Source organism: Sphingobium sp. WR1, from assembly GCF_059693745.1.
In genome coordinates this window covers 1-25,369 of sequence record NZ_JCATID010000027.1, presented here as the reverse complement: position 1 = coordinate 25,369, position 25,369 = coordinate 1, and the positions used below count along the sequence as shown (strand labels likewise).

Sequence of the window (25,369 nt, the reverse complement as noted above, 5' to 3'; positions counted from 1 at the left end):
CTGAAAAAAGATGCGGCTGCGCTACGGGAGAGAGGGGCGTCGCAAACGAGAAGCCTGGCAGGACGACCGGGACGGCAATAGCATCGGCCAAGCACCTCAACCCTTCGGCGGATCGGCAGTCGCCGATCCGCCGAAGACTTCAGTGCAGGCGGAAGCCAGCGATCAGGTGTTCAAACCACCATCGACGTTGAGGATCGTTCCGGTGATGTGCTTCGCCGCGGGGCTGGCATAGAAGCTGACCGCGGCGGCTACGTCCGCGCCCTCACCATAGCGGCCCAGTGGCATCAGCGAGCGCTGCCAATCGGAGGATTCGCCGTCGGCGGGGTTCATGTCGGTGTTGGTCGATCCCGGCTGGACAAGATTGACGGTGATGTCGCGCGGCCCGAGTTCGCGCGCCAGCCCGCGGGTGAATGCCTGAAGAGCCGCTTTCGTCATGTAATAGACCGAACCGGGCTCGCCGACGATGCGATCGACGCCGGCCGATCCGATCGAGACGATGCGTCCGCCGGCTCGCAAATGGGGGATGGCAGCCTGGGCAGCGAGGATCGGCGACCGCACGTTGACGCTGAACATCGCGTCGATCTCGTCGACGGCAATATCGGCAATCAGGTTGTAGATTATGATCCCGGCATTGTTCACGAGAATGTCTAGTCCGCCCAAGGCCTCTGCGGCTTGGTCGACCGAACGCTTGACGGCTGCGGGATCGGCGCTGTCTGCCTGGATGGCGAAGCCCTTTTGCCCCTTTTCCTCGATTGCCTTGACGACGGCCGCGGCGCTGTCAGCCGATCCTGCATAGGTGATCGCGACGTCGGCACCTTTTTCGGCGAGAGCCAACGCGATGGCAGCGCCAATGCCTCGCGAGGCACCGGTTACGAGGGCACGCTTTCCAACCAACTCTTTCATGAACATTCTTTCTATAGTGAACGATAGAGAATTAGCTAGGGTGAGAGACAGGAAGCGTCAAGGCATTCTATATCGATCGCTTTAGAAATGAGTTTCGAGGCCGGATCGTGCGCTCGCGAAAGGTGCTGCCCGCACGCTGGCGTGATAGCTTCAGCGATGGATGGTGACGGTTTCGTCTATCGCGACTCGGCTGCTCCGATAGTTGCCAGCTGGAGCGATCAGATCGGGATATCCGAAGGAGATGCCGAACAGCATCTTTAGCGATGGATCGATATCCAGGATCTCGCGCACCGTGTCGGCAAAGAAACCGAGGTAGGTTTGTGGAACGCCGGCGAGCCCATGCGCCGCTAAAGACAATAGGAATGTCTGCGCATACATTCCCACATCGCCGGCCATTCGCACTCCGCCGTAATAGGAGGGCATGAAAAGCAGGCAGGCATGAGGTGCTCCGAAAAACGCCAGATTGCGTCGCACGACCTCCCGTCGATCGTCGATAGCCTCTCGCGCCACTCCAAGCGCCCGGAAATAGGTGGCGCCTTGTTCCTTCTGCCGGTCGCTATGAACGCCCTGCAGCTCGTCATAGCCCCAGGGATAGTCTGGAGTATGTCGTCCCTCTTCGTCGGCCGCGAGCATCGCCTTGCTGAGCTTGTCGCGCGTAACACCAGACACGATGTGCACGAACCAAGGCTGGATGTTCGAATTCGACGGCGCGTGTCTCGCATCGTCCAGAACCGACCGGAGGATCGTGTCAGGCACTTCCATCGACAAAAAGCTGCGAATAGACCGCCGACAGCGAACAAGGTCGCCAAATTCCTCTGAATCGAACATTCTATCTTCTCAATCTTGAGTATTGAAACTGGTGAGTTGGCCACTCATCGACGCTCGGTTGGCGCAGGTGTTGCGCGGCATGCCGCATCAAGTGTTGCGGCATGCCAAGGTGACGTCACAGCAACTTCTATGGCTCTGGTCACTCGGAAGCGAAAAGCACGCCGATCTGCTGGAATGGACCGAGGTGGACGATCTGCCGATCGAGCAGCCCCGCCTTGACCATCGGGAGTGCGTCAACCGCCCGGTTTACTGCCGCCAGATCGGGTAGTTCGTAGATCAGAGTTACGATCTGCGGATCGTTCGAGAAATAGAACTCTCTAAGATCGTTGTTCAAATAGGACGCCCAGACCGCTTTGATCTCGGCGACCATGTGCGGCAAGATGTCGGACATATCCTTGCCCGAGGCGGCCGTAAGCAAAACCAGAAATTTCATGATCGTTCTCCTTCGGCGCGAATATTGTGATTTTTATTTGGGTTGAAATCCGCTCACGAGCACTTCAGTGTTGACCAAATGTCCACACAGGCTTTTCCATCCACTTTGTCGCGGATGATCTGGTTCGTTCGCGTCGTTCAGGCGGGCTCGTTCGCTGAAGCGGCCCGGCAATCCGGAACGACGACGTCAGCCCTCTCCAAGGCGATCTCGCGGCTTGAGCGCGAATATGGGGTCCGCCTCCTGCATCGGACGACACATTCCCTGTCACTGACCGAGGAAGGCGCCCGGGTATTGGGGGCGGGACTGAAACTGCTCTCGGAACTGGAGCATACCCAGACCGTGCTCAGCGGGCTGGCTGTGAAGGGGGCCGCAGGCCGCGTGAAGCTTTGCGCGCCGCCTGCATTCGCGGGGGCCTGTATCCTTCCGCACCTGCCAAGCTTCTTCGATGCGCATCCCGACATTGCCATCGAGTTGATCTTCACGCGCGACATCACGGACTTGGCGGCACGCGGCATCGATGTCGCAATCACCGCCGCTCCGCTGGACGGACTGCCCGGCCATATCGCGCGGCCGTTGACCACATTCTCCTGGCTCGCTTGCGCCACCCCGGCTTATCTTGCCACGAAAGGCGTTCCGCAGCGGCCCGGCGATCTCGCCGGGCACCGGGTCGTGGGATACCGGAATCAAGCGAATGGTCAGATAGAAAGCTGGAGGTTTGCCGATCCGACGACAAATGCTGCCGTTTTGCATACGCCAAATCCACATCATATCTTCGATGACGGACGGGCAGCATGGGATGTGATCCGATCGGGGTTCGGGATCGGTTGGGTGCCGTCCTGGCTGGTTGGCGATGCGATAGCGAAGGGCATCGTCACGGAGATACTAGAGGATTGGCGCGCTCCGCCGGTGATGTTGCAGGTCCTCCGGCTGGAGAATCGGAACGTGCCCGCTAGACTGCGATTGGTACTCGCCTTTCTAGATAGCCTCCCAGCGGTGCGCGGCCTATTCGCATCCAGCGAGGTTTGACATACATGTTCGGTCGTTTATATATATTGGCATGAATCAGCCAGCCGCTCCTTCTGCCCGCGGAAGACCCGTTAATCCGCAAGCACGCGATGAGCGGATGCATCAAATTTTGGATGGCGCGAGAGCTTGCTTTGTAAAGCAGGGCTTTCATGGAGCTTCGATCGCACAGATCAGCGCGGCAGCGCGGGTCAGCACCGCCAACATCTATCAATATTATCCGAGCAAGGAAGCTCTCGTCGTTGCGTTGATCGAAGCGGATTTGTTACGTCACAAAGACATGGTCCACAAGCTGGTAGACACGGACTTCCGTCAGATAAACGTCAAGAATGCATTTGCCAATATATTCACGACCCAGCAGGGTCACGAGATTGCCGTTCTACGCGCTGAAATTGCGAGCGAGGGATCTCGCAATAGCGACGTCGCAAAGTTATTGCTCAGCGCGGAAGCGACTCTATCTCAAGCACTCCTTCGTGGAATTCGGTCCGCGCAGGAAGTTGGCCGAATCCCCGAGTACGTAGATGCCCCCCATGTGATGGAACGTATCGCGCTGATCTTCGAAGGCGTGATGCGCTTGTATGTATTTTCGCCTGAGGACGGCGAGCGCTTGCTCGACCGCCTCGCCGCGCAGATCGAGCGGGCGATCTACCCCGACGGCTGAGGCTCCTAATCGGAGCGCGCCTACGAATTGCTCTGCAAGGATTGCCCGGCATCGCCACTTCTGGCTTGCCTCGCCTCTGGCGCCGGAGCTTCGCGCGGCACTCTGGGCTGAGCCTGGCTCGTCCCGTCGGCCACGACCGGCATTTGTTTCGTCAGTGTTCAAATAGCCTGCGTGTTCGCCGCGGGTTGCGAGCGACTGCGCGTCTTGCAGTCCCAGCGGTGCGTCCTTCCGCACGGCTATAACTCTCAGTTCTTTGCTGCGCCTCCGATTCACTTGTCCCACTGGCACGCCCTATATATGTATCGATCACTCCAGAACGACTCGCCGATCGCGTGCGGGGCTTCGCCAGCAGACGCCGCATAGGGACTGCCAAAAAAATCGAGACCGTCTTGACATAAATGATCGATCGTTTATCTAAATGACACCGACGTAGTTGCCTTCGTGTGGCGCGCGGGCGCCCGACAGCTCCGTCGGACCGGAACTGACAATTCAAGGGGAATGGACATGAAGCACACATTGAAATGGCCGGCTAATATTCGCATCGCGACCCGAAACGGCATGGTTGCCGCTTTCGTCGGCCTGGGCTTGGTTTTCTCGGGCGCGGCCTCCGCGCAAATCACCGACAAGGGCAATCCCTACGCATCGATCGATGTTTCCGACGAGGCGCTCGTGCGGGAGCTGAACGGCTTCAAGAACAGCTACGCCCAAGTCAACGGTACCCGGTTGCACTATGTCGAAGGCGGCAAGGGCACTCCGGTCATCCTGATGCCTGGCTGGCCGCAGACCTGGTGGGCCTTTCACAAGATCATGCCGGCGCTAGCGAAGAACCATCGCGTCATCGCGGTCGACCTGCGCGGCATGGGCAGCTCGGACAAGCCCGCCAGCGGCTACGAGAAGAAGAATATGGCGGTCGATATCCACGAGCTCGTGAAAAGCTTGGGGTATGAAAAAGCCCATATCGTCGGGCACGATATCGGCTCTCATATCGCCTATTCCTATGCCGCTCAATTTCCAGAGGCGACACTTTCGACCGTCTACCTGGACGTTTCGGCGCTGCCGGCATCGGTCGCGGATCTGAAGCTTGTTCCTGAGAGGAAACTCGCGGGGCCGTTCACAAATGACTTCTACATCTGGTGGTTTGCCTTTCACCAGATCGACCAGTTGCCCGACCAGCTTCTCGAAGGCCGCGCCCATATCTATCTCGACTGGTTCTGGAAGAGCCTGCTCTACAAGCAGGATGCCCTCAACGCTCGCGATCGGGCTGTCTATGCCAATGCCTATAACACGCCCGACGGCATTCGCGGCGGCAATGGCTGGTACAAGGCATTTCCCCAGGACCTGAAGGACAACGCGACCTATCCGGCGAAGATCGGCGCACCCTCCTTGGGCATCGGCGGTCTTGGCAATCCGCTTCTCGTCGAGTTCATGAACGCGCGGATCAACAATCCGCAGCTCGTCCATATCGCGGAAAGCGGCCACTACATCGCGGAAGAGGCGCCTGAGAAGGTCACGGCCTTGATGCTTCCCTTCCTCAAATCGAACGACCCGCAGCGCCGGAACCGCTGATGATCGCTGTCGTGCCGATCGACCGGTCGTGCGCGATCATGAGCATAGGCCAACAGTGCCAGGCATCTACGCGGCGCCGCCCACTCGGATGCGGTGAGCGACTGACGCCAGTCACTGCTCGGCTTGAAACAGAAAGGTAGAACGCATGGCAAGACTTATTGAACGCCGCGACTTCCTAGGAGCCGCCATGGGCCTCACCGGAGTTTCTTTGGCCCCGGCCTTGGCTTTCGCAAATCCAACTGGATCCACTCAGAACAAGGGAAACACCACCATGTCGAGAGACGAGCTCGCAGCATTCTTCATGCGCTACATCGCCGCGCTCAATACGCATCAAATGGACCGGATGACCGAGTTCGTCCACGCCGAGCTTACGCAGCACGGCAAGACCATCACCCGCAACGACGTCATCGCGTCGTTGAAAGGACATGTCGATGCTGTGCCCGACTTTAAGTGGCGGGTCGTGGATATGGCGATCGAGGGCGATACCGTGGCCGCGCGCCTATACAACATTGGCACGCCGGCCAAGAAATGGCTCGGACTCGAACCCACCGGCGCCACGGTTGAATATGGAGAGTTCGCCTTTCACAAGGTCCGCGACGGCAAATTCTACGAGCAGAATTACGCCATCGACGTGCTGGAGGTCCAACGCCAGCTCGCCCGCGGACGGGCGTAGAACGGCGCATATTCGATGACAAGATTCTGGATGGGGGCTCTGCTCGTCGCGACCGCGCTGACACAACAGGCAGCGTGGGCAGAGCCCCAACGGGCTGAGCCCGACAATGTCGATGATCGACCCGTGCGAACGCCGATCAGACCGGTCAGCATGGCTTTCGAGCTGTCAGACAACCTCGTCGTTATCGATGCGATCGTGAACGGCAGTCGCCAGCGCGCGCTTCTCGATAGTGGCGCCGGCGCGCTGATCCTGGATAGGACCGTCGCGCAAAGGATTGCAGCCGATGAGGGGCAAGTCGCCGGACTGGCGGCAGGAGCGGGTGAATTGGCGCAACAGCTACGCCCGGTCACCCTGCCGAAGCTGAGCGTCGGGCCGCTACGCTTCAAGGACCTCGGAGGTTACTCGATGAGCCTAGAGCAGCTATCGTCGTCTGCTGGGTTCCCAATCAATCTCATCATCGGTGCCCCGGCATTCAAATATGGCGCAGTGACGGTCGATTATCGCCGAAAGCGCGTCACCTTTGGACCTAGCGGTAGTGCTCCGGTGTGCGCGGCCCCGATCCCGTTGATGCTCATGCATGATACCCCCGTGGTGGAGGTGCGTCTCAGGCCCACGTCCGGTGCCGAGCCGATACTCCTCAAGCTGGTGGTGGATCTGGGAACGCGCCACAATGCGGTGATGATCGGCGGTCCGTTCCTGCGCAGCGAGGCCGGGAAGGCGCTGATCCGCTCGGGTACGCCCCGGCGGGTCGGGCACGGGATAGGCGGCGAGGTACAGGGCACGATCGCGCACGTGGCGGAGCTGGAGATGGGCGCTCTGCGGACCCCGGACCTTGAGGTGGCGATCACCTCCGGCGTTGCAGCCTTCGAGGCTGGCATCATCGATGGATCGCTGGGTGTTCCGTTTTGGCAGCAGGGCGTCATCACCTTTGACTATCCGGCGGGGCGCCTTTGTATCGATGTTCCAAGAGGGAAGGCAGGTTAGCCTCCTCAATACAATTCCAGAAGGAGGCCAACACCGGTTCTCCGCAATGTTGGCGCAATGGGCCGTGGGCATGCCGAGCGTTTGCGGCTGTCCCGGCCCCGTCGCGACAGGCCGACGGCTGCGTGCGGCTGCCGACATGAGGTAATATGTGAGAATCTTGTTGGTGGAGGACGAGCCGCAACTGGCCGAGACGTTGCGCGCCGCGCTGGAGCGGGAGCGCTTCGTTGTCGATATTGCCGATCGGATGGAGTTGGCGCGGGAGGCAGCAATGCTGGCCCCTTTCGACCTGGTTCTGCTGGACCGCACCTTGCCAGACGGTGACGGGCTGTCGCTCGTCCCGGCGCTGCGGGCAGCCAATCCTGGTCTTCCTATCATCGTGCTGAGCGCGCGCGGGGAGGTGTCCGACCGCGTCGCCGGCCTTGACGAGGGGGCCGACGACTATCTTATCAAGCCGTTTGCACTCGACGAGATGCTGGCCCGCATCCGTGCGATCCGGCGGCGTCCTGCCGAGTTGGCGGGCGAGGCGATCCGTGCGGGCGCCCTCGTCTTCGACTTGTCGAACGAGGAAGTAGCGGTGGGGGGCGAGCGGCTGGAGCTGGCTCGCCGCGAACTCCGCGTGCTGGCCGCACTTTTGAAGCGCCGCGGACGGACGGTGCTGCGCGAGGCGCTCGAACAGGCGGTCTACGGCTTTGATGACGAGGTGCAATCGAACACGCTGGATTCCCATGTCTCGCGGCTTCGTCGTAAGCTGGCTGAGGCGGATGCCGGGATAGAGATCCACGCGATCAGGGGCGTCGGCTATCTGCTACGCGAGGCGTCGTGAGTAAGCATCCCTCGCTCAAGCGGCCGTTGATCGTCTTCCCGCTGGCTTTTCACCTCGCGACGTTACTGATCTCGTTCACGATCCTCCTCGCCGTAGCGATCCGCATGGACAGCGGCGGCCCCTACGCCGATGAGCAGATCACGCCGGTGATCGCGCGGGCTATATACCGTTACGATGGCGGACGCCTCGCCATCCGCATGACCCCCGAACTGGCGGAACTGCGCACGAAGAGCCACGACTTCTGGTTCGTGGCGGAGGATGATGCCGGCCGAAGCGTCGCGTTCGGGCAAGTGCCCCGGCGCTACGCATCGCTCGTCGGCGGCCTGCACGACCTTTCCTATGCGCAGCTGCGGGATCGCCAGGCGCCATATGATCTGGCTGCGGTGATCCGGCGGGAGGTTGCGCCGGTCGGGACGCTGACGATCCTCGCACATGGCAAGCTCACTGAGTTGAGCTTCATCGTCCTGATGGCTTCCAACATTGTCATCCTCCCGATCTTTTTCCTACTGGCGCTCACTTCGCTCATCATCACGCCATGGATCGTGCGGCGGTCGCTTGCCGGCGTCTCTCGTATCGCGCACGAGGCGGAGCAGATCGACACGGACCGGCGTGGTCGGCGGCTAAGCGAGAAGCATGTGCCGATAGAGATCGCGCCGCTTGTCCGCGCGGTGAACGACGCGCTGATGCGGCTCGACGAGGGCTATGAGCGCCAGCGCCGGTTCATCGCCTCCGCCGCGCATGAGCTGCGCACGCCGATCGCCGTGCTGCGTGCCAAGGTGGAGGCAGCGGAGGAATCGGCCACGCGCAGACTCGACAGCGACGTGCAGCGGCTTGCCACCTTGGCGGAGCAGCTGCTCGACCTGCAGAGGCTCGATACCGACAGGAAGGACGAGGAATTGGACCTAGCCGCGCTGGTGCGGCGGGTGGTCGGAGACTTGGCGCCGCTGCTGATCGCCTCGGATCGCACCATCGAGGTCGAGATCGAGGCCAGGCAGCTGTGCCGCGGCGATGTGTCCGCTCTGGAACGCGTGGTGACCAATCTCATTCAGAACGCGATCGAGCATGGGGGACGTCATGTCACCGTGCGAGTCATCGGGTCAGCTTTCGAAATTGAGGATGACGGCCCAGGCATTCCACCTGAGGAGCGCGAGCGCGTGTTCGAGCCATTTCATCGTCTGCGCCGACACTCGACGGGAAGCGGCCTCGGTCTCAGCCTGGTGCAACAGGTCGTCGAGCGGCATGGAGGGCGAGTATCGATCCTCGGCGCAGCCGGGAGCGGCACAATCGTGCGGGTCGATTTCGCCCCCCACTAAGTATCCTCAATTCTCCGCGAGCGGGCGCTTGAAGAAGTAATGCAGCACGAAATGCGCAGGGGAGACGACTGCGACCAGCTCCCAACCTTGTGCGCCTAGGTCACCCAGCTCGTCGGAACCGAGCGTCGTTTCGATTATCAGATATTCCCAAGGCATTGTCTTCACCTCTTGCACTCGCGCCGATCCGGATTGCGGTCACAGCGCTCCCTGCGTGCCCGATCGGCCATGATCTGGGCATCCCGAGCGATCTGCGCGGTCAGGCGCGTCCGTTCAAGCGACTCCATCTGCTTGGCGTCGCGCCGGCGCTGCTGAACGAGCATGCAGTCGCTGTAGGCGCGGGAGCCGGGATCAGATCCAAAGCTAGCGCAGGTGTCCGCATCTACTTGAAGATTCACATGCCGTCGTTCTGCGCCGGTCATGCACGCCGACAGGCTAAGGCCGAGCAGCGCCGTGAGACATACCGCGAACGGGGAACGTCGACATAAGCCGAAAGATTGTTGCGACATACTGTTATTCTCCTGCTGGACGTTGTGGCACCGAAGTGCGTGATTGTTTGGGCTTTCCGGCCCATGCAGCGCCATGAGCGGGCCAAGACCCAAGGAAAGCAGGCCAAGATTGCGTGAACATGGAGTGACGCGAGATTCCATCGGATCGCCCCGAAACATCACAGCATGTTGATATAAGCGATCGATCAGTTATATATTTTCCGTCAGCGAGTCGAAAGACTTCGAACGCATGCCGCGTCGGGGCGACACGCGAAAATAGTCGGAGGAAGTTTCCATGCCTGTGACCCGAGCGCGCTCGCTGCCGCTGCAGCCGAAAGTATCCTACGTAACTCCGCTAGGCAGCGGTCGGCTTAGGCTGGCTTTGACACCTGTTGCCGAACTCATGCCGCCGCTACGCCTTACGCGTTCCAAACCTTCGCCTGCAGATTTGCCTGACAGCCGGCACGTGCGCGACGTCGTAAACGACCTCCTTATCGCGTCGGCATCCGTATTCGCCGAGCATTATGCTGACCCGTCACGCCTTGATAGGAGTGCCCGGGGGACCGGCCGCGGCCGTTGCGACTTGTTCGGCCAAGTCGTGAAGATCGATCGACTTGAGGAGCGGTTCAGCCAAGCCGTGATGGTCGGTGAACTGCCTCCATCGACGGACGTCCGCATCCTCGCTCTATTCGTGCAGACGTTCCAAATCGGAATGGCCGAGGCTGCGAAATGGGGTGACAGCTTTGCCGAGTTACGAGTTTCGATCGAAGTCTTGATGAAAGGCTGGGACATGCGCTTCGGGTAGGCCCGCGCAAACCTCATGACTATGAAGAAGAGAATGATGAAGGTTCCAAAATTCTCGATCGGAGGAATCCTTCATGGCGAACGCTCAATCTCGACTGAAATCTCGTTCTTGAGCCGCGGGCCTGCTTCCATTCGCCGGGCAAGGCTTTCAACGAAGCGTTCCCATCGCTCCTTCCCCATCGCCTGCGCGGCCTTCATAGCCGTATCCGGCAGTGGGACCGTGGTCGTCAGCCAGAAGCGGATAAACAGCGCTAACGTCTCGTTCGACAGATCGACATGCCATTCCAGCCGATCGAGCTGGCGGGTAATACGGTCGAGACGCCGGCTGATCGCGGCCTCCAGCCGCTCTGCGCTGTCTGCAGTCAGGTAGGAAGCAAGCGCTGCCTCAACGACTGCGGTGCGCGACACACGATTGTTTCGCGCCGCCGCATCGAGCTGCCGCACCAGCTCGGGCGGTAGGCGAAAGCTGCTCTTCTCGCGGGACGGCGTCACAGATCAAGACCGTCATTGGGGTCGAGCGACGCGGTACGCGCGTTGCGTGCCATAAGGCGATCGGCCTGGGTGCGGCTCTGTGTCGCGTCGCGCTCAGCATCATCCTGGTCGAACTCGAACTCTGCCACCATCTGGCGCGGCGAAGATACGATTTCCTCATGCTCGCCTAACTCAGGCTCGCGCCTAATCCCGGAGTTGGCGGCATCGGCCTCGTCCTTCGATGGCGCGGCGTCATCGGCCGTTGGCGACGTGGCGGACGCGGTGATTGGCGCATTCCCGGTCCAATCGTCGTGCGGACGATGCCGTGGATCGAGCGCCGCAGATTGCGGCGCCGACAGCAACCGCGCCGACAATCGGGCGTCAGCATAATAGCGCGCTTTCTTGCCGCGGATCGGCGGAGTCGCCGCCACCATCACGATTTCGTCGTCGGGCGAAAGCTGCATGATCTCGCCGGGCGTAAGCAGCGGCCGCGCGGCTTCGCTGCGCGAAACCATCATATGGCCGAGCCAGGGCGAGAGTCGATGGCCGGCATAGTTCTTCATCGCGCGCAGCTCGGTCGCCGTGCCGAGCGCGTCCGAAATCCGCTTGGCGGTGCGCTCGTCGTTGGTCGCGAAGGCGACGCGCACATGGCAGTTGTCGAGGATCGCGTTGTTGAGGCCATAGGCCTTCTCGATCTGGTTGAGCGACTGCGCGATCAGGAAGCCCTTGATGCCGTAGCCCGCCATGAACGCGAGCGCGGATTCGAAGAAGTCGAGCCTTCCCAGTGCAGGAAACTCGTCGAGCATGAGCAGCAGCCGATGCGGCCGAGCCTGCGCGTTCAGCTCTTCGGTCAGCCGCCGCCCGATCTGGTTGAGCAGCAACCGGATGAGCGGCTTCGTGCGGCTGATGTCCGATGGCGGCACCACCAGATAGAGCGATACCGGCGCCGGCCCATCGACCAGATCGCCGATCCGCCAGTCGCATGCGCGCGTCACCCGCGCGACAACCGGATCACGGTAGAGACCGAGGAACGACATGGCGGTGGACAGCACGCCGGATCGCTCGTTCTCCGATTTGTTGAGCAGCTCGCGCGCGGCCGAGGCGACCACAGGATGCACGCCGGCCTCACCCAGATGCGGCGTCGTCATCATCATGCGCAGCGTGGTTTCGATCGGTCGGCGGGGATCGGAGAGAAACGCGGCGACACCCGCCAGCGTCTTGTCCGCCTCAGCATAGAGGACATGGAGGATCGCGCCCACCAGCAGCGCGTGGCTGGTTTTCTCCCAGTGGTTACGCTTCTCAAGTGAGCCTTCCGGGTCGACCAGCACGTCGGCGACGTTCTGCACGTCGCGCACCTCCCATTCGCCCTTCCGCACTTCGAGCAGCGGATTGTAGGCGGCAGATTGGGGATTAGTCGGGTCGAACAGCAGCACGCGACCATGCTTCGCCCGGAAGCCGGCGGTGAGCTGCCAATTCTCGCCTTTGATGTCGTGAACGATCACCGAGCCGGGCCAAGTGAGCAGCGTCGGCACCACCAGGCCGACGCCTTTGCCTGACCGGGTCGGCGCGAAACACAGTACATGCTCCGGCCCGTCATGACGAATATAGCGCGCGCCGTGGCGGCCGAGCACGACGCCATCGTCACCAAGCAGTCCGGCCTTCTCGATCTCCTGAGCGCTCGCCCAGCGTGCCGAGCCGAACGTCTCGGCCTTCTTGGCTTCGCGCGCCCGCCACACCGACATGCTGATCGCCACGATCACCGACAGGATGCCACCGGACGCCGCGATGTACGCGCCGGTCAGGAAGATGTCGGGCGCATAAGCGTCGAACCCGAAGTACCACCAGAAGAAGGCCGGCGGCGGATAGACCGGATAGCCCGCCAGCCAGAACCACGGCTTGCCGAGTTCAGGCTGATAGGCGAGCGCATGCGCGGTCCACTGCGTCGCCGCCCAGATTGCAGCGAGGACGATGGCGAGGACGGTGATGACCTGTCCCCAGAGGATCTTGGTGGCGTTCATGGCAACGGACTCCATGATGATATTGAGAGGTTCACAGGCCGAGCCCTCGCGCGCGGCCGAGCGACCAATCGACGCTGCCGCCCGGTGCAACCGTGCCGGTGATGTGCTGGTCGAGATGGCGATCGAGTGCGGGCCGCCAGGGCACGAGCTGGAAGCCCATGCCGTCGTCGATCATCGCGAAGCGGCCCGACGCTAAATTGACCCGCTCGCGGTAAAGGCCGGCAACATGATCGCCCTCGGCGGACGGGCGATGCGTGAGACCGGTGCGCTGCGTGATCGCGGCTGCAGCCTCTCCCAGTTCGCGGGTCCGCAGTGTCTCGATCAGATTGCGGTCGAAGCGGAAGCCGTCACCCTGTCGGCGCGCGAGGCCCTGACGCTCCAATTCTTCCCCGCGCGCCGCCATCGCGTCGCGGATCTCGGCCCCGAACCCGGCCCCCGTCGCCACGGGTTCCCGTGCCACGAGCTGCCGGTCGAGCCAGGTTGCGCCGGCTGCCCGAACCTGCTGATCGAGGGGGAAGTCTGACCGCGTGGCAAGCGACAGCCGCGTCTCGCCCTTGGCATCCGCCCAAGAGCGCAACTCGACGATGGCGCCCGGCCGTGCATCACCCGTCATATCCAGATCGTCGAAGCGAACATGGTGGGTGCGCCCGTCAGCGCCGTCGATCACGGCATAGGCGGTGCCCGCCATCTCATCATGGAGGCCGCGGTCAACCAGGCGCCCAACGATCGGATCGGCCGGCGCACCATCATGGAGCGCGAAGCCGGCCGGATCGGCGGATAGCCCCTCGGCCTGCATCGCGCGGTGCATGGTGCGGATGATGTCGCCGCGGATGGCGAGGTCGCGCAGCGTCCGCTCGGCATCGGGGCGGATGGTCCAGAGACCGGGCGCGGTTTCCGTGGCGAGGCCCAGTCTTTCGAGCTTGTCGGCCCGGCCGCACAGCAGGCGGCGGCTGTCGTCGTCCCGATCGCCGGGACGCAGGTCGATGGTGCCGGTCAGTTCGTCCGCGCGGTCCTTCAGCCGCTGGTCGAGGCTGGTCCAGCGATCCGCCTCCACTTCGCGTTCGAGACCGGCGCGGATGTCGCGCTCGGTGCGCGGTCCCAGCTCAAGGGTGACGCGCTCGTCGGCCCGGCCGCGCACGCCATCCTGCAGATAGCGGCCGTCGATAACCAGATCCGTGCCGGCATCGGTGCGGCCGCGCACCAACACATGGATATGCGGATTGTCGGTGTTCCAATGATCGACCGCGACCCAGTCCAAACGGGTTTCGAGATCGCGCGCGACATCGTCCATCAGCTCGCGCGTGAAGGCTCGCAGGTCCGCCATCTCGCCGGCATCTTCGGGGGAGATGATGAAGCGGAAATGGTGCCGATCGTCGTGGCAGCGCTCGGCAAACGCGTTACCGTCGGCCTGATCGGATCGGGCGTCGAATAGGCCGGCGTCGCGACCGTCACGGGTGACGCCGTCGCGCTGGAGATAGGCGATGTGGCGGCCAAGCGGCGCTGCGCGAAATCGCGTTCCCCTATGGCGTACCGGGCGCCCCACGACGATCACGCGGCGGGCATTGGCCGGGCGGCTGATCCTGAGCAGCGCGTTGCGGCCGCGTCCCCGCGCTCCGACCTTTCCGGATCGTCGCCCGGCACTTGGCAGAGAGCGCGTCCGCCCTGCGCGCGCGGAGGCCCGGCGGACCTGCGCGGCCAGGCTCTTGGCCTTGCGGCTGGTGCCTTGGCCCCGATCGCCGGTGCGTCCAGGCCGAACCCGGAAATTCTCGTCGTCCTGGCTCATCGGACGGCCCCTGGACCGGGCGTCCGACACCTAAAGCTTGGAAAACTGCGAAATCGGCGGTTCATCGTCGGACGCGCGGTCGCGATGTCCGACACGCAAAGCCCCGCGCCACAACCACAATAGCGCTGTCGTCCGACGCGCCTTTTATCTTGCCATCCCTTCTGCTTCGTATTTTCCCCGGTCCAATCTCTGCGAGACCGGTCCCCACCGATCGCCAGCCTGCGCAGAGGCGACCCAACGGCGCTCATCGTGCGATCCGTGGCGCAAGGGGGATGAACAGGGTCTCCGCAGGCGCGCCGGATGTCGCGGAAACCGTGGCGATCGGCATGACCGGCTGCGTCGTCGCTGCCACGGTCGAGGCGACCGGCGCCCCGGTTTCGCGCTCAATGAACAAACCCGCGCGACGCCAATCCGGCGGCGCGATGGCAGCGGTAGCGGACGCCAAGCCGGTCGATGCGCCCACCTCCGACGTGATGCCGGAGACATAGGCGAGCGTCACCTTCGGCAAAGGGCGAGCACCAGCCCGCCAATCGTCGATGCGCCCCGGCCCGGCATTATAGGCGGCGAGCGCGGCGCTCAGATCACCGTAGCGATCGAACATCTCGCGCAGATAAGCGGCACCAGCGAGGACGTTCGCGCGAGGATCGAATGGGTCGCGTCCCAGCGCATAGCGTGCAGTGAGCCCGGCCCAGGTTGCGGGCATGATCTGCATCAGTCCAAGCGCGCCAGCCGGTGAAACGGCGCGCGGATTGCCACGGCTCTCCGCCCGCATCACCGCCCAAATCCATCCCTCCGGCAGATTGAATCGCTGTGCCGCCTCCGCAACGTAGGGTGCATAGATCGCGGCCGGTGCAGCATTTGCCGGTGTGGTCGAACCTGCCGCCCGTGCTGGTACGGGGCCGAACGCAAGCGGGATCAGCAGCGCTATCGCGGCGCTGACATAGTGGCCGGAACGCGGGAACGAGGCCATGGCTCAGATCCTCCGCGCGCGACGATCGACCACCATCGCGGCGCCGAATCCGTACCAGCGAAGCGGCGCGTCCGGTGCATCGCGGGTGAGGATCGGCGTCGCGCGACCGAGCAAGCCGGTGTCAGGAATCGGCCCGAAATACCGGCCATCCATGCTGTCTGGGGTGGCGTTGAGCAGGAACAGCCGATGCGCGCCCAGCCGCTGGCAACCGTGCCAGACCGGCAACGCGCGACCATGGCTATCGCGCTGCCGGGCGATGGCCACGAGTTGCCCGTCGACGGTCACGCGACTCCCGTGCCGACAGATGCGCGCGCCGGGCGTCGCTGCGACATGCTTCAGCAGCGGCACGCGAAGCGGCAGATAGTGGCGCGAGGCCATGAAGCTGGCGAGCGATGCCGGCGGCATCACGGCGACCAGCGCGCGCTTCGTCGGCTGAACATCGGGCGTCACGCGATAGAGGCCGGTCGGTGCGCTCGCGGTTGCGTTCCAGAGCAGTCGCGGATGGGGAGCGAGCAGCGCCACTGCACCGAAACCGATCGCCGACAACAGGGCAGCGGACGCGGTCGCGACAAGATAGCCGCGCCGGGTCATCCTTCGATCGCCTTGCGCTTGAGCCAGGCGGCGTGCCGCTCGGCGGTGTAGGCGCGCGTCGGTTCACCCGCGCTCAGCCGATTGTGGACGTGACGCCAATGGTCGGGTGCGGCGTCGCAGGGATCGACACCGGCCGCTTCGACCGCGTCGATCGCTTCGAGCACTGCCTGAACCTTCGGCCAGCTCCGAAGCGACAGCAGGATGTCGCCGCCGGGTCGCACGAACGGCACCGTCGTATAGGGCTCGCCGGTACTGACCGTGCGCAGAATGTCGATGCGCGAATGGACCGTGCCGAAGTCGTTGGCCGACCATCGCACGAATGCCAGGATCGCATTGGGACGGAACGACAGGACGCGCGTCTTGCGAGTGACGATGCGCTCTCCGACGATGCGGCCGAAGCGCAGCCAGTGCTCCAGCCGCTTCTCGATCCAGATCAATTCGACATCGGTCATGGTCTCGCGTGACGGCAACCCGCCGCGCGATGGCTCGCGCGCGGTGAACGGCAATCGGCTCATTCGGGATCTCCGGAAGGGGGCGGCGTCGGCCGGAGCGGAGGCGCGCGACGAGCCGGCAATCGGCCATCGTCCACAGGCGTGTCGGCCGTTAGCAAGAATCCGGTAGGATTCTTCTCTATTAGCACGGTTAGAAGGGGGTCGATTTCGCGCGGTTTTCTGGGGGTTTGCGGGGGCTCCCGGTTCCCGATCGGCCGAGTCTGCGGTTCCCGATCGGCCGAACGCCCCGGTTCCTGATAGGCCGAGTCCCATCACCACTTATCCACAGTGGCGAGCTTGAGACGCCGCAGCGCCCGATCCATCGGATCGACGGGCAGCGGCGTGAACAGCAGGCGCTCGCGGCCCAGGGCTTGCTCGATCGCGAGCGTGTAGCCGGGCAGCGGTTGGCGCCGGACGATCTCGCGCAGTTCGAAAGCGAAGCGCTTCAGCGGCGAGAGCGCGCCGGATTTGAGATGGAGATGAGCGACATCGAAGCTCCAGCCGCCCGCCTGCCGGCCGCCATGCTTGCGCACGACACGGTAGAGCCAGCGTTCGAGGCCGCCGGTCAGATCGAAATAGGCCCGGTCGATGGTCAGCACGAGCCCGCGGTCGAGCACGCCGGCATAAAACCAGTCGGGCAGGACCAGCTCGATACCGAGCGGTCGGCCGGTCTCGTCCAATCGCTCCTGCCATTCGTTGATCCAGGAGAAGCGGTGCCGACGGCGCTGATGCTGTTGCCGGATCGAAGTCGCGACGGTGGTCGACTGGAGCCGATCCAGCGCGGCCCTCAGTCGATCGTAATGATCGCCGCCCGTGCCGCGACCGACATAGTGCAAGATTTCGTGGGGCGTGGTCGCCATGAGTCGGGAGGTCGGCCGCCCGGCGTCGCGCGCCTCGACGAGCTGGCTCGCCGCCCAGATCAGAATGTCGGCATCCCAGATCGTGGCCATGCCGTGCTCGGGGACCGCCTCGACCGAGATCCAGGTATCGCCCATCCGAAAATCGATCGGTGTCACCCGCTTCGATTTGGCGAGGCTGAAGAACGGCCAGGTCATCAGATCCTGCGCATCGCGCGGCGCGATGGCACCCGGCATCGATCGGAAAAGATCGAGCTGGGCGCGCTCGGCGGCCTGCAGGGATGCACGGCGCACCATGGCTGTCACGCCTGGGCCGGGCGGCGCTTGGCGGGATAGACGGTGCCATGGCCGGCGTCCGAGGTCGACCGTCGCGTGCCGAGGTTCGCCCAGGCTTCGAGGTCGTCGATCGCATAGACGACGCGCCCGCCGAGCCGGCGGTAGACCGGGCCAGTGCCGTAGCAGCGATGCTTTTCGAGGGTGCGTGGGGACAGGCCGAGATGGGTCGCGGCATCGGGTGTGCGCAGATAGCGTGGCGCTGACGCGGATAGGTCAGGCTGCATGGTCGGTCTCCTTGGATCGTCCGGCCGCCATGGGCAGCTGCGGATCGGCAAGGCGGACCATGGAGAAGCAGGGCCGGCGCCCCGGAGCGGCTATTTTCGCCTCTCCGCTTTTGTCGCCCCCGCCTGGCCGAGCAGGAGCCGGCGATAGCCGCCCTGCATCAGTGCGAAGGCCTCGCCGATCAGGCGCTGGGTGCGGCGGCGTTCGGTCGACGATTTCCAGTCCATGCCGCGCCCGATGGTCATGCCGGGATAGACCAGCCGCCGGGCAATCTCGTGCGAGGTCGGCGGCTTGGGGACCGTCAGCGAAAGGTCGAGGATATCGAGCAGCAGGTTGAGCCGGCGCCGCTGGAACGGGGTCGGCCGGAACGCGGCATGCACCCGCGATGGCGGCGCGCCCGCAAGCCGCCGGTCGAGCCGCCAGGCCAGGCGCCGGCGCAGCTCGATCGCGGCGTCACGCACGATGACATAGGCAAGGGGCTGATCCTTGGATGTCGCCCGAAGCCAGAGATGATGCGGGCCATCCCGGTCGCCGAGAACGACATGCCGGCCGTCAGGCAAGGTGCGATCGGCGAGGATTATCGGCCAGGTCTCGATGGCCAACGGCGCGACGCCTTCATAGTCCGGCGGCGCGGCGTCGAGGATCACCGTTGCCGGGAACGCCGACGGCAACCAGACCGCAGGCTCAGTGGTGGGGATGGCGTCCGGCGAGCATGGAAAAGCAGAGCCCCCATCGCCGGGCCATCACCTCCTGCGCGACGATTCGTGCGCTTGCCGAGACGGCGCGCAACGTCGCCTGATAGTCGCTGCGATAAGCCGGGTTGCGGCGCAGGAACTCCTGTGCGAACCCCGCAAAGTCCAGATCGCGCGGTAGGTTCGCGCTTGTCCGTCTGCCTGACATCGCCGCCCCTCCAGGTGGAGGGCTTGGGTGAATCGCCGATGGCGAGCCGAACATTCCAACATGCCGTGAGGCTGGTCCCCGGAAGTGGGAAGGTCCGCCCGGCAGAATGCCGGGCGGATCGGGTGGCGCTCAATCCTCCTTGCGGCGAGAGGGCCGGGTCCAGACCAGATCGAAACCGCCATCGGCGTTTTCGAAGAGCTGGGTGAAGATCGGCGCGACGAAGCTCGGGTCGTCGAGCTTGACCGAGAGATAGGCGCGATCGTCGCTGGTGCGCTTGGACCAGCCGGCCCCGACCTCGGCGTTACCAATGAAGACGCGATGGCTGGGGGCATTGTCGTTCGTGGCGTCGGTCGGAACGATGCGAACCTCCTTGGCCTGGACTGAGAGAGTGATGATCTCGCCGCGATATTCGCCCGCGACCTTGGTGAAGCTGCCGATCTTGCTCATGATGCTGTCCTTTCTGCTCTCGAGCCGCGCCGTTGCGGTCTCGATGTGCATGGGAAGGCTGCGGGCGGGCGGCGCTGCAGCCGAAGGCCCTAGCGCCAGCGCCGGACGGCGGCGGCGGGCTTTCTTGTTTGGCGAGGAACGGCGGCACGCCGGGGGAAGAAAGTTCGTCCGACGCCGTTGCAGCAAGACGGCCGAGCGTAGCGGCCTGCTGCCAAATGCACTTATCGAGAGACCGCAATGGCGCGGTTCGGGATCGGGCAGGCTCCCGGCATTATAGGGATCGAGCACCTGCACGTCGGCGGGCACCTGGGCGAGATTCCTTAACGGCCTTGCCAGATTGTTCTATATTTGTTCTCATGTCCGCATGACCCACGAATCGATCGCTGCCGCCATTCTGTCTGCACCTGGCTGGGCTCGGGTCGGGCTGACTCTTCGTGACGAGCGCACCCGTGAACGCGCCGCCGACACGATCGCCAGCTCGATCCTCGATGCACTCGGCGAATCTCCACCGCCGCCGGATCGGAATCAATTGGCGCTGCCGCTCTGAAACCGATCTCCGTTCCCGGCTCCTGATCCGAACTGTGCCCAAGCCGTCGCCGCGATTATGCAGGCGCCGACCAGACTGAGGCTGTCGAGCATAAAGCCCGAGTCTAGAGCGAGCCCGCCGATGCTGTGGGTTGCCTGATAGCCGGCGATCCCGGCTGGCACGGCGAAGGCCGATGCGATCAGGATACGGAAGCTCGGTGTGCGCGAATGATCGAATGCCGTCCGGCCAATTGCGAGGGTCGCGAACCCCGACACGACACCAACCAGGATTGCGACGGCGATGCCGCTGCCATGCGCGCGCAGGACGAGGCCAAGGGCCAAGGCGACGTAGACGGGGAGCGCATGAACTGCGAGCCGGAACAGAAGGCAGAGCAGGTAAAGGCCCGCGAACAGGCCAAGCACGAGAATGATGGGCACGAGCGTCCTCCTTTGGGGACGCGCTCTCCACCACCACCGCAGCGCGACTGCGAAATCACCATAGCACAGGCCGCTCCCCGTCGCGAGCCGGGCGGAAGCCCGGCGAGCCGCACATTCGCGGCCGCGCGGCCCTCGTGGCTGCGCGGCCGCCGCTGAGATACCGGCTCGCAAGAGGGGGCCGCAGAACCGGCGAACCGGCCCTGCGGCCACGCGGATCAGCCTGTCTTGAGGCGCTGCATTCCCTCGGCCAGCGTCCAGAGCGCCCGATTGAGCGTGACGTTCTGATCGATGCCGTTGATGGCGCGGGTCTGCGCGCGGCGGATACGCCCCTCGGCATTGCGGCGACGACCCTGCAATCCGCCCCGCACGACATTCTCCTGAATGACGTTGAAGGTGGTCCACAGGCTCGGGTCCATGTCCTCGCGGCGGCGCGGCTCGATGATCTGCTCGGGCCGCAGCGGGCTTTCGTCCTCGCCGTACCGGGCCACCAAGCTGACTTCGCCCAGCAGGCGCTGCTCGGCGTCGGATAGACGGGTCGCCTTCATCTGCTCGGATGCGTCGATCAGGCGCGGGAAATCCTCGGCCACGGTAAACACGCCCTCGATGATGTCGTCCTGAATGTTGCCCTTGTGCGGCACGCGGACCTCCTCGAACCGCTCGCCCGCGATCATGCTATTGGTGCAGACGAACCGCAGCATTCCCGCGAACATCTGATAGGCGCTCGTCCCGTCATGGCTGTTGACGATGATAACCTCGGCCGCCTCTGCCTTGCCGATGCCGTCGTCCCGGCGCAGCCGCAGCATATGCTTGGCATGGCCGTGGCGCGATCCATCACGCGGGACCGACTGGACCGCGAAAAACGGGCACCATCCCTCGCGGCGCAGCCCCTCCACGATGTCGATGGTCGGCACATAGACATAGCGATCCGACCGGCTGTCATGCGCCTCGCGGGCAAAGATGGACGGGACGTGGCGATAGAGTGCCTCGTTATCGAGCGGCTCCCGGCCGCTGATCTGATGGGCATTGCGGCCGAACCGGGTGGCGAGCTGGTGGTACATGTCTTCCCTTCCGTGCTGGGTTTCCGCGCAGCGGGAGCGCCGCGCTGAAACCCTGCCCGTCGGCGAGACCGGGGGTGCAACCGGAGGGGCGGCTTCGCGGGGAACCGGCTGCACGGAGCCGCAGGCGAAGGAAGCTGGGCGGAAGACGATCCGAAGGGCGCCAGGGGCAGCGCCCCAAGCATTCGCGCCGCGCCCGCGGCGCCCACCAAAGGCACTCTCTCGCCCTGCCTGTCGGGGGCAAACGGGGAGCAGGAGCGCTCAGGTCACAAGAAATCGAAGCAATCAACAGGGATCGCATTCGGGGCCATTGAAAGCCCCGAGGCCCTCATCTATGTAAAACGCGCTCTTGGCATGAGCATGGCACTCGCCGTTCCGAAGCTGCTGGCAGCGCTGCCCTGAAACCATCACGACCCTTTCGACAGACATTCAGGTCTGGAAAGGCGGTTGGCGAGTGACGCTTGCTTATCCAGGCCAGGAGAATGGCTATGTTGATTGGTAACGTGCGTCCCACGACGCTCGATGGTGTTAAGTCTCTCGCCGCACAGCTCCGCAAAGAGCAGGGTATCAAGCATTCCAATGCGCTCGATATCGCGGCCCGTGCCGCAAACTGCACGAACTTCCGCAATGCCCAGAAGATGCTCCCAGTTCGCGGCTCAGCCCTTGAACGGCCTTATGTCCTTCTGACCATCTATTGGTGCGACAAGGACAAACGCTATGAGGCCGGTCGCGAGACGCTACGGATCGAACTGACGCGGCCGATCCTTGAGACCTGCAGCAAGTCCTTGCTCAAGGAGGTCCGTGGCTTTGGCAACCTCCGGATGGTCGCCGACGATCACTTCATCTGCGATTCCATTGCCCCAACGCAGGACTATGCCCGCAATCGGCTCTCGACTGCCGAACGGTCGCTGCGCTTCATGGAGCGGACTGGTCTGCGTCCGTCGCGAGACTATCGCAAGGGCTACCCGAATGGGTCACAGGAGAACAAATTACCTGATGCGGACCACTCGACCGATTGGGTCGATGCGGCAACGGGACAGGTGATCGTTGTCGATGAGCCCTATAGCGGAGTTCCTGACGAGGATAGGCGTTCGGCGTGGGCAACGCGCCACGATTGGCGCCTCGCCAAGACGGCTTGGCCCGGCATGTACTATCCCTATAGTTGTGATCTCTATGTCGCGACCGACGGGATTACCGGGTACGATTTGGACGCGCTGGTAGCGACTATCAATGCGATGCCACCACCTCTTATCGCGGAGAATTGGGCGGGAGAGTCTGTCTCGTCCTGGGAGACTTTCATTAGCCCGATGGCGAAGACACCGCAGGATATCCGGCGCGCCCGTTGCCGCGGAACGATCTACCCGACGGATAGCGCGACCACGGTGCCCTTCAGCTATAACATGGGCTCTTCCCGACGTCGTCCCAAGGGTGAGATGGGCATCGAGGGGCACATTGAGGCGGGTCGCATGATCAAGGCCGTGCTCTCGTCGCAGGAGCGGCCTTTTTCGGTTTATCGCCGGATGAATTCTGTGCGCTCGACCCTCGAAGACTGGATGGGAAACGAAATTGGGCGTGGCCAGATGGAAGGCCCGGAATTCTTCGACGTCTATTATCATGACCTCGAAGACGGAAATCCACTCTGGAACCGAGCGGCATCGCGTGATGGCCTGATCTCAATCCTCGGAGACCTGAAGCAGAAGTTGCAGGCGGTCTATCCGGATTGCGCGCCACTCCGCAGCTTGCTGAACCGCATCGACATGTCTGTGAAGTTGATCGACAGGATGAAGCCCGCCAAGGTCTGAGTACAAGCGCCAGCGCCCCTCGGGGCGCTGGCGCTTGTCGCCCGCGTTCTCCAGCAGAGCAGCCCCTTCTTACTGGCAAAAGCGCCGCGCGACCGAAGGCGCGCGGCGCAATTTTTTATGGCGGGAGAAGGCCGGGGCCGCGACAGCGGCCCCGGCCCGGCGACTATTCGGCTGCGATCGCATACTCCATCCCGGCGTCATCGGCCTGCGGCTCCGGGGCCTGCGCTCCCACCACCACTTCGATGGGATCGGCTATTGCCGGTTCGCCGTTCTCGGCCGCGACCGGCGTCTCCTTCTCCGACTGCTGTATCGGGTCCGCCTCGGGCGTCCGGGTGCGCAACAAGGCGGGAAGCCAGCCGGTGCCCGCGACAAGCTGCTCGGCGGCATCCGCCATATCGACCTTCTTCAACGGCGTGATCCGCTCGGCCGCCTCGAGGCTGACCGCCTCGCGAACCGCCGCCGCCATATGCGCCTTGGTGACGCGCCCGAAATAGGTCCGTCGCGTTGCCGTCCAGTGCGCCGTCATGTCGAGGTCCATCGCGCTCGCCAGCGTCTCGGCCGCCGCAAGCTGCCGGGTCTTGCGCTCCCAAGGCACCTTGACCGCATTGACGGTCTGCGCGGTGCAATGGCCCAAGAGGTCCAACAGGCTGTCGGTGTCGAGCGCCGCGACGAACACCCAGAGGTCGGCGACATCGGACGGGAGACGCTGCGCCCAACCATCCTCGCGCTCGGCGAACGTCTCGGCCGGAGCCGTATTGGCGATCCCGTCCGCGTCGTTGCGCAGGTCTGGACTCTTCACATGGAGTTCGAGGCAGGACGCATCATAGCTCCGATAGAAAAGCTGGGCAGCCATCGCATGGGCCAGCACGACAAGGGCCATCCCGGTATTAGCGTCCACCGCAAGGCGAAGCCCGAGCGTCCGGTGCGCGGTCAGGTCGCGGACCAGCACGTCCGAAATCGGCTTGCCGGGGTCGCCGTCTTCGGGCTCCCCATCCTCGGGCTCACCGTCGCCATCCTCGTCCTGCTCGCCGTCCGCCAGCGGCTCGACGGTTTCGCCTTCCTCGTCAGGCTCCGGCTCGACCTTGGGCTCATCCTCGGCGCGGACATAGCCACGCACAATCTGGACATCGCCGCCATGGGACAGCGTGACGAACGCGCCGCCACGCGCGATCACCGCCGGGTCGAACGCCGATCGCTTGGCGGAGATGGCGTCCACCTCGTCACTCAATGCCTCGGCCTTCGCCGCCACGTCCTCGGGCATTTCGTCATAGGCCGAATAGCCCTCGATCAGCGCGTCATGCTCGGTGGAGGCCGCTTCCAGCCGCGCCGCATCCTCGTCGGACAGATCGACCGACTGCGGATAATAACGCCGCAACCCATGGTCGTGGGGAAAGTCGATGCTCGCCTCGGCCCATTTCCAGCCCTCGGTCAGCACGTCGCCGGCAATCTCGCGCAGCCGTTCGATCACCAACGTATCGAGCAAGCCCGCATCCTCAAAATAGCCGCCGCCATCGGGGGTGAACAGGTCGCGCAGGATCACGCCGCCCGCTTCCTGATAGGCATCCGCGCCGACGAATACCGCGCGCCGGTCGGTCGCGGGCACCTTGTCGACCGTCAGTTCGCGCCGGATGAACCACGGCTCCTTGTTCTGCGCCAGCCGCTCGAACACCTGCTCCTGCCGGGCATGATCGCCGGTGATGGCGAACGCGCCCAGCTGGTCGAGGGTGAGCCCGTCCTGCCGATAGATGTCGATCAGCTTCGGGCTGACCGCGCCCAGCTTCAACCGCCGCTTGACGGTATCGGGGGAGACGCCGAACCGCGCACCGATCTCTTCGGCGCCCCAGCCGCGCTCGCAGGACAGTTCGTGGAAGCGCTCGAACTGGTCGGCAGGGTGGAGTGGTTAGGTCATGTGTCAACTGTCCTGTGAAGCATTTTCTGTCGGATATCCGTCAGTTTTTAGCCTTGAC

Annotated in this window: 29 protein-coding genes; 10 read left to right on the top strand and 19 right to left on the bottom strand. The window is 63.7% G+C overall.

The genetic code is table 11. From position 1 onward, the window contains the following. Positions 1-162: 162 nt before the first annotated feature. From AC58EF_RS23525 to AC58EF_RS23515, 3 genes are all read right to left on the bottom strand, one after another. On the bottom strand, positions 163-903 hold the full coding sequence (locus AC58EF_RS23525) for an SDR family NAD(P)-dependent oxidoreductase (protein WP_497278900.1): 741 nt from the start codon (positions 901-903) through the stop codon (positions 163-165). A 150-nt stretch (positions 904-1,053) separates the two neighbouring features. Continuing rightward, positions 1,054-1,731, bottom strand: coding sequence for a nitroreductase (locus AC58EF_RS23520; RefSeq protein WP_497278899.1), 678 nt, complete (start codon positions 1,729-1,731; stop codon positions 1,054-1,056). Between the two features lie 139 nt (positions 1,732-1,870). After that, the gene (locus AC58EF_RS23515) at positions 1,871-2,164 is read right to left on the bottom strand and encodes a hypothetical protein (protein WP_497278898.1); all 294 of its coding nucleotides are present in this window, start codon (positions 2,162-2,164) and stop codon (positions 1,871-1,873) included. Between the two features lie 114 nt (positions 2,165-2,278). On the opposite strand from AC58EF_RS23515, the gene AC58EF_RS23510 reads away from it, so the two are divergent. The 7 genes from AC58EF_RS23510 to AC58EF_RS23480 all read left to right on the top strand — a co-directional run bounded on the left by AC58EF_RS23510 (position 2,279) and on the right by AC58EF_RS23480 (position 9,207). Further along, positions 2,279-3,190, top strand: a complete 912-nt coding sequence (locus tag AC58EF_RS23510; RefSeq protein WP_497278897.1) for a LysR family transcriptional regulator — start codon at positions 2,279-2,281, stop codon at positions 3,188-3,190. A gap of 31 nt (positions 3,191-3,221) precedes the next feature. Then, a complete protein-coding gene (locus AC58EF_RS23505; protein WP_497278896.1) occupies positions 3,222-3,848 on the top strand; it encodes a TetR/AcrR family transcriptional regulator in 627 nt (208 codons plus the stop codon). A gap of 504 nt (positions 3,849-4,352) precedes the next feature. Further along, positions 4,353-5,414 carry an alpha/beta fold hydrolase gene (locus tag AC58EF_RS23500; protein WP_497278894.1) on the top strand — a complete coding sequence of 354 codons (1,062 nt, stop codon included), beginning with the start codon at positions 4,353-4,355 and terminating at the stop codon, positions 5,412-5,414. Positions 5,415-5,559: 145 nt separating this feature from the next. Next, complete coding sequence (locus AC58EF_RS23495; protein WP_497278893.1) at positions 5,560-6,087, top strand: ester cyclase; 528 nt, start codon at positions 5,560-5,562, stop codon at positions 6,085-6,087. 150 nt (positions 6,088-6,237) lie between these two features. Next, a complete protein-coding gene (locus tag AC58EF_RS23490) occupies positions 6,238-7,071 on the top strand; it encodes a retropepsin-like aspartic protease (RefSeq protein ID WP_497278891.1) in 834 nt (277 codons plus the stop codon). 148 nt (positions 7,072-7,219) lie between these two features. After that, entirely contained in the window at positions 7,220-7,894 is a 675-nt protein-coding gene (locus AC58EF_RS23485; RefSeq protein ID WP_497278890.1) for a response regulator transcription factor, read from the top strand. Beyond that, complete coding sequence (locus AC58EF_RS23480) at positions 7,891-9,207, top strand: sensor histidine kinase (RefSeq protein WP_497278889.1); 1,317 nt, start codon at positions 7,891-7,893, stop codon at positions 9,205-9,207. The genes AC58EF_RS23485 and AC58EF_RS23480 overlap by 4 nt, the downstream gene beginning before the upstream one ends. Positions 9,208-9,213: 6 nt before the next feature. Here AC58EF_RS23480 and AC58EF_RS23475 read toward each other — a convergent pair whose 3' ends face one another. Then, positions 9,214-9,363 carry a hypothetical protein gene (locus AC58EF_RS23475; protein WP_497278888.1) on the bottom strand — a complete coding sequence of 50 codons (150 nt, stop codon included), beginning with the start codon at positions 9,361-9,363 and terminating at the stop codon, positions 9,214-9,216. Positions 9,364-9,368: 5 nt separating this feature from the next. After that, on the bottom strand, positions 9,369-9,713 hold the full coding sequence (locus AC58EF_RS23470; RefSeq protein ID WP_497278887.1) for a hypothetical protein: 345 nt from the start codon (positions 9,711-9,713) through the stop codon (positions 9,369-9,371). Between the two features lie 274 nt (positions 9,714-9,987). Between AC58EF_RS23470 and AC58EF_RS23465 the strand changes: the two genes are divergently transcribed. Continuing rightward, positions 9,988-10,497, top strand: coding sequence for a hypothetical protein (locus AC58EF_RS23465; RefSeq protein ID WP_497278886.1), 510 nt, complete (start codon positions 9,988-9,990; stop codon positions 10,495-10,497). 71 nt (positions 10,498-10,568) lie between these two features. Here AC58EF_RS23465 and AC58EF_RS23460 read toward each other — a convergent pair whose 3' ends face one another. The 11 genes from AC58EF_RS23460 to AC58EF_RS23410 all read right to left on the bottom strand — a co-directional run bounded on the left by AC58EF_RS23460 (position 10,569) and on the right by AC58EF_RS23410 (position 19,582). Beyond that, positions 10,569-10,988, bottom strand: coding sequence for a ribbon-helix-helix protein, CopG family (locus tag AC58EF_RS23460; RefSeq protein ID WP_497278885.1), 420 nt, complete (start codon positions 10,986-10,988; stop codon positions 10,569-10,571). Further along, positions 10,985-12,985, bottom strand: a complete 2,001-nt coding sequence (locus AC58EF_RS23455; protein ID WP_497278884.1) for a conjugal transfer protein TraG — start codon at positions 12,983-12,985, stop codon at positions 10,985-10,987. Before AC58EF_RS23455 ends, AC58EF_RS23460 begins: the two co-directional genes overlap by 4 nt. Before the next feature lie 31 nt (positions 12,986-13,016). Continuing rightward, the gene (locus tag AC58EF_RS23450) at positions 13,017-14,768 is read right to left on the bottom strand and encodes a relaxase/mobilization nuclease domain-containing protein (RefSeq protein WP_497278883.1); all 1,752 of its coding nucleotides are present in this window, start codon (positions 14,766-14,768) and stop codon (positions 13,017-13,019) included. A gap of 244 nt (positions 14,769-15,012) precedes the next feature. After that, a complete protein-coding gene (locus tag AC58EF_RS23445; protein ID WP_497278882.1) occupies positions 15,013-15,738 on the bottom strand; it encodes a lytic transglycosylase domain-containing protein in 726 nt (241 codons plus the stop codon). 3 nt (positions 15,739-15,741) lie between these two features. Then, positions 15,742-16,329: a S26 family signal peptidase gene (locus tag AC58EF_RS23440; RefSeq protein WP_497278881.1), complete on the bottom strand. Its 588-nt coding sequence runs from the start codon at positions 16,327-16,329 to the stop codon at positions 15,742-15,744. Then, positions 16,326-16,781 carry a DUF2840 domain-containing protein gene (locus tag AC58EF_RS23435; RefSeq protein WP_497278938.1) on the bottom strand — a complete coding sequence of 152 codons (456 nt, stop codon included), beginning with the start codon at positions 16,779-16,781 and terminating at the stop codon, positions 16,326-16,328. The genes AC58EF_RS23440 and AC58EF_RS23435 overlap by 4 nt, the downstream gene beginning before the upstream one ends. 311 nt (positions 16,782-17,092) lie before the next feature. Further along, on the bottom strand, positions 17,093-17,974 hold the full coding sequence (locus AC58EF_RS23430; protein WP_497278880.1) for a replication initiator protein A: 882 nt from the start codon (positions 17,972-17,974) through the stop codon (positions 17,093-17,095). 5 nt (positions 17,975-17,979) lie between these two features. Beyond that, positions 17,980-18,237 carry a helix-turn-helix transcriptional regulator gene (locus tag AC58EF_RS23425; protein ID WP_497278879.1) on the bottom strand — a complete coding sequence of 86 codons (258 nt, stop codon included), beginning with the start codon at positions 18,235-18,237 and terminating at the stop codon, positions 17,980-17,982. Between the two features lie 90 nt (positions 18,238-18,327). After that, positions 18,328-18,882, bottom strand: a complete 555-nt coding sequence (locus AC58EF_RS23420; protein ID WP_497278877.1) for a DNA -binding domain-containing protein — start codon at positions 18,880-18,882, stop codon at positions 18,328-18,330. Between the two features lie 37 nt (positions 18,883-18,919). Further along, positions 18,920-19,135 carry a transcriptional regulator domain-containing protein gene (locus AC58EF_RS23415; protein WP_497278876.1) on the bottom strand — a complete coding sequence of 72 codons (216 nt, stop codon included), beginning with the start codon at positions 19,133-19,135 and terminating at the stop codon, positions 18,920-18,922. A gap of 129 nt (positions 19,136-19,264) precedes the next feature. Beyond that, positions 19,265-19,582: a DUF736 domain-containing protein gene (locus AC58EF_RS23410; protein ID WP_497278875.1), complete on the bottom strand. Its 318-nt coding sequence runs from the start codon at positions 19,580-19,582 to the stop codon at positions 19,265-19,267. 364 nt (positions 19,583-19,946) lie between these two features. Between AC58EF_RS23410 and AC58EF_RS23405 the strand changes: the two genes are divergently transcribed. Next, positions 19,947-20,129: a DUF6771 family protein gene (locus AC58EF_RS23405; protein WP_497278874.1), complete on the top strand. Its 183-nt coding sequence runs from the start codon at positions 19,947-19,949 to the stop codon at positions 20,127-20,129. Here AC58EF_RS23405 and AC58EF_RS23400 read toward each other — a convergent pair. Together AC58EF_RS23400 and AC58EF_RS23395 are read right to left on the bottom strand one after the other, a co-directional pair. Beyond that, positions 20,108-20,545: a hypothetical protein gene (locus tag AC58EF_RS23400; RefSeq protein ID WP_497278872.1), complete on the bottom strand. Its 438-nt coding sequence runs from the start codon at positions 20,543-20,545 to the stop codon at positions 20,108-20,110. The two genes, AC58EF_RS23405 and AC58EF_RS23400, sit on opposite strands and share 22 nt — an antisense overlap. A gap of 215 nt (positions 20,546-20,760) precedes the next feature. Further along, positions 20,761-21,603, bottom strand: coding sequence for a DUF932 domain-containing protein (locus AC58EF_RS23395; protein ID WP_497278871.1), 843 nt, complete (start codon positions 21,601-21,603; stop codon positions 20,761-20,763). Between the two features lie 485 nt (positions 21,604-22,088). Between AC58EF_RS23395 and AC58EF_RS23390 the strand changes: the two genes are divergently transcribed. Continuing rightward, positions 22,089-23,402, top strand: a complete 1,314-nt coding sequence (locus AC58EF_RS23390) for a DUF5623 domain-containing protein (RefSeq protein ID WP_497278870.1) — start codon at positions 22,089-22,091, stop codon at positions 23,400-23,402. A 163-nt stretch (positions 23,403-23,565) separates the two neighbouring features. Here the strand turns inward: AC58EF_RS23390 and AC58EF_RS23385 are convergent, their stop codons facing one another. Beyond that, positions 23,566-25,185, bottom strand: a complete 1,620-nt coding sequence (locus AC58EF_RS23385; RefSeq protein WP_497278868.1) for a chromosome partitioning protein ParB — start codon at positions 25,183-25,185, stop codon at positions 23,566-23,568. Positions 25,186-25,369: the final 184 nt, after the last annotated feature.

Coding starts and splice junctions, on each gene's coding strand:
- AC58EF_RS23525 (WP_497278900.1), bottom strand. CDS start 903: ATGAAAGAGTTGGTTGGAAAGCGTGCCCTCGTAACCGGTGCCTCGCGA.
- AC58EF_RS23520 (WP_497278899.1), bottom strand. CDS start 1,731: ATGTTCGATTCAGAGGAATTTGGCGACCTTGTTCGCTGTCGGCGGTCT.
- AC58EF_RS23515 (WP_497278898.1), bottom strand. CDS start 2,164: ATGAAATTTCTGGTTTTGCTTACGGCCGCCTCGGGCAAGGATATGTCC.
- AC58EF_RS23510 (WP_497278897.1), top strand. CDS start 2,279: ATGATCTGGTTCGTTCGCGTCGTTCAGGCGGGCTCGTTCGCTGAAGCG.
- AC58EF_RS23505 (WP_497278896.1), top strand. CDS start 3,222: ATGAATCAGCCAGCCGCTCCTTCTGCCCGCGGAAGACCCGTTAATCCG.
- AC58EF_RS23500 (WP_497278894.1), top strand. CDS start 4,353: ATGAAGCACACATTGAAATGGCCGGCTAATATTCGCATCGCGACCCGA.
- AC58EF_RS23495 (WP_497278893.1), top strand. CDS start 5,560: ATGGCAAGACTTATTGAACGCCGCGACTTCCTAGGAGCCGCCATGGGC.
- AC58EF_RS23490 (WP_497278891.1), top strand. CDS start 6,238: ATGGCTTTCGAGCTGTCAGACAACCTCGTCGTTATCGATGCGATCGTG.
- AC58EF_RS23475 (WP_497278888.1), bottom strand. CDS start 9,363: ATGCCTTGGGAATATCTGATAATCGAAACGACGCTCGGTTCCGACGAG.
- AC58EF_RS23470 (WP_497278887.1), bottom strand. CDS start 9,713: ATGTCGCAACAATCTTTCGGCTTATGTCGACGTTCCCCGTTCGCGGTA.
- AC58EF_RS23465 (WP_497278886.1), top strand. CDS start 9,988: ATGCCTGTGACCCGAGCGCGCTCGCTGCCGCTGCAGCCGAAAGTATCC.
- AC58EF_RS23455 (WP_497278884.1), bottom strand. CDS start 12,985: ATGAACGCCACCAAGATCCTCTGGGGACAGGTCATCACCGTCCTCGCC.
- AC58EF_RS23450 (WP_497278883.1), bottom strand. CDS start 14,768: ATGAGCCAGGACGACGAGAATTTCCGGGTTCGGCCTGGACGCACCGGC.
- AC58EF_RS23445 (WP_497278882.1), bottom strand. CDS start 15,738: ATGGCCTCGTTCCCGCGTTCCGGCCACTATGTCAGCGCCGCGATAGCG.
- AC58EF_RS23440 (WP_497278881.1), bottom strand. CDS start 16,329: ATGACCCGGCGCGGCTATCTTGTCGCGACCGCGTCCGCTGCCCTGTTG.
- AC58EF_RS23435 (WP_497278938.1), bottom strand. CDS start 16,781: ATGACCGATGTCGAATTGATCTGGATCGAGAAGCGGCTGGAGCACTGG.
- AC58EF_RS23430 (WP_497278880.1), bottom strand. CDS start 17,974: ATGGTGCGCCGTGCATCCCTGCAGGCCGCCGAGCGCGCCCAGCTCGAT.
- AC58EF_RS23425 (WP_497278879.1), bottom strand. CDS start 18,237: ATGCAGCCTGACCTATCCGCGTCAGCGCCACGCTATCTGCGCACACCC.
- AC58EF_RS23415 (WP_497278876.1), bottom strand. CDS start 19,135: ATGTCAGGCAGACGGACAAGCGCGAACCTACCGCGCGATCTGGACTTT.
- AC58EF_RS23410 (WP_497278875.1), bottom strand. CDS start 19,582: ATGAGCAAGATCGGCAGCTTCACCAAGGTCGCGGGCGAATATCGCGGC.
- AC58EF_RS23405 (WP_497278874.1), top strand. CDS start 19,947: ATGACCCACGAATCGATCGCTGCCGCCATTCTGTCTGCACCTGGCTGG.
- AC58EF_RS23395 (WP_497278871.1), bottom strand. CDS start 21,603: ATGTACCACCAGCTCGCCACCCGGTTCGGCCGCAATGCCCATCAGATC.
- AC58EF_RS23390 (WP_497278870.1), top strand. CDS start 22,089: ATGTTGATTGGTAACGTGCGTCCCACGACGCTCGATGGTGTTAAGTCT.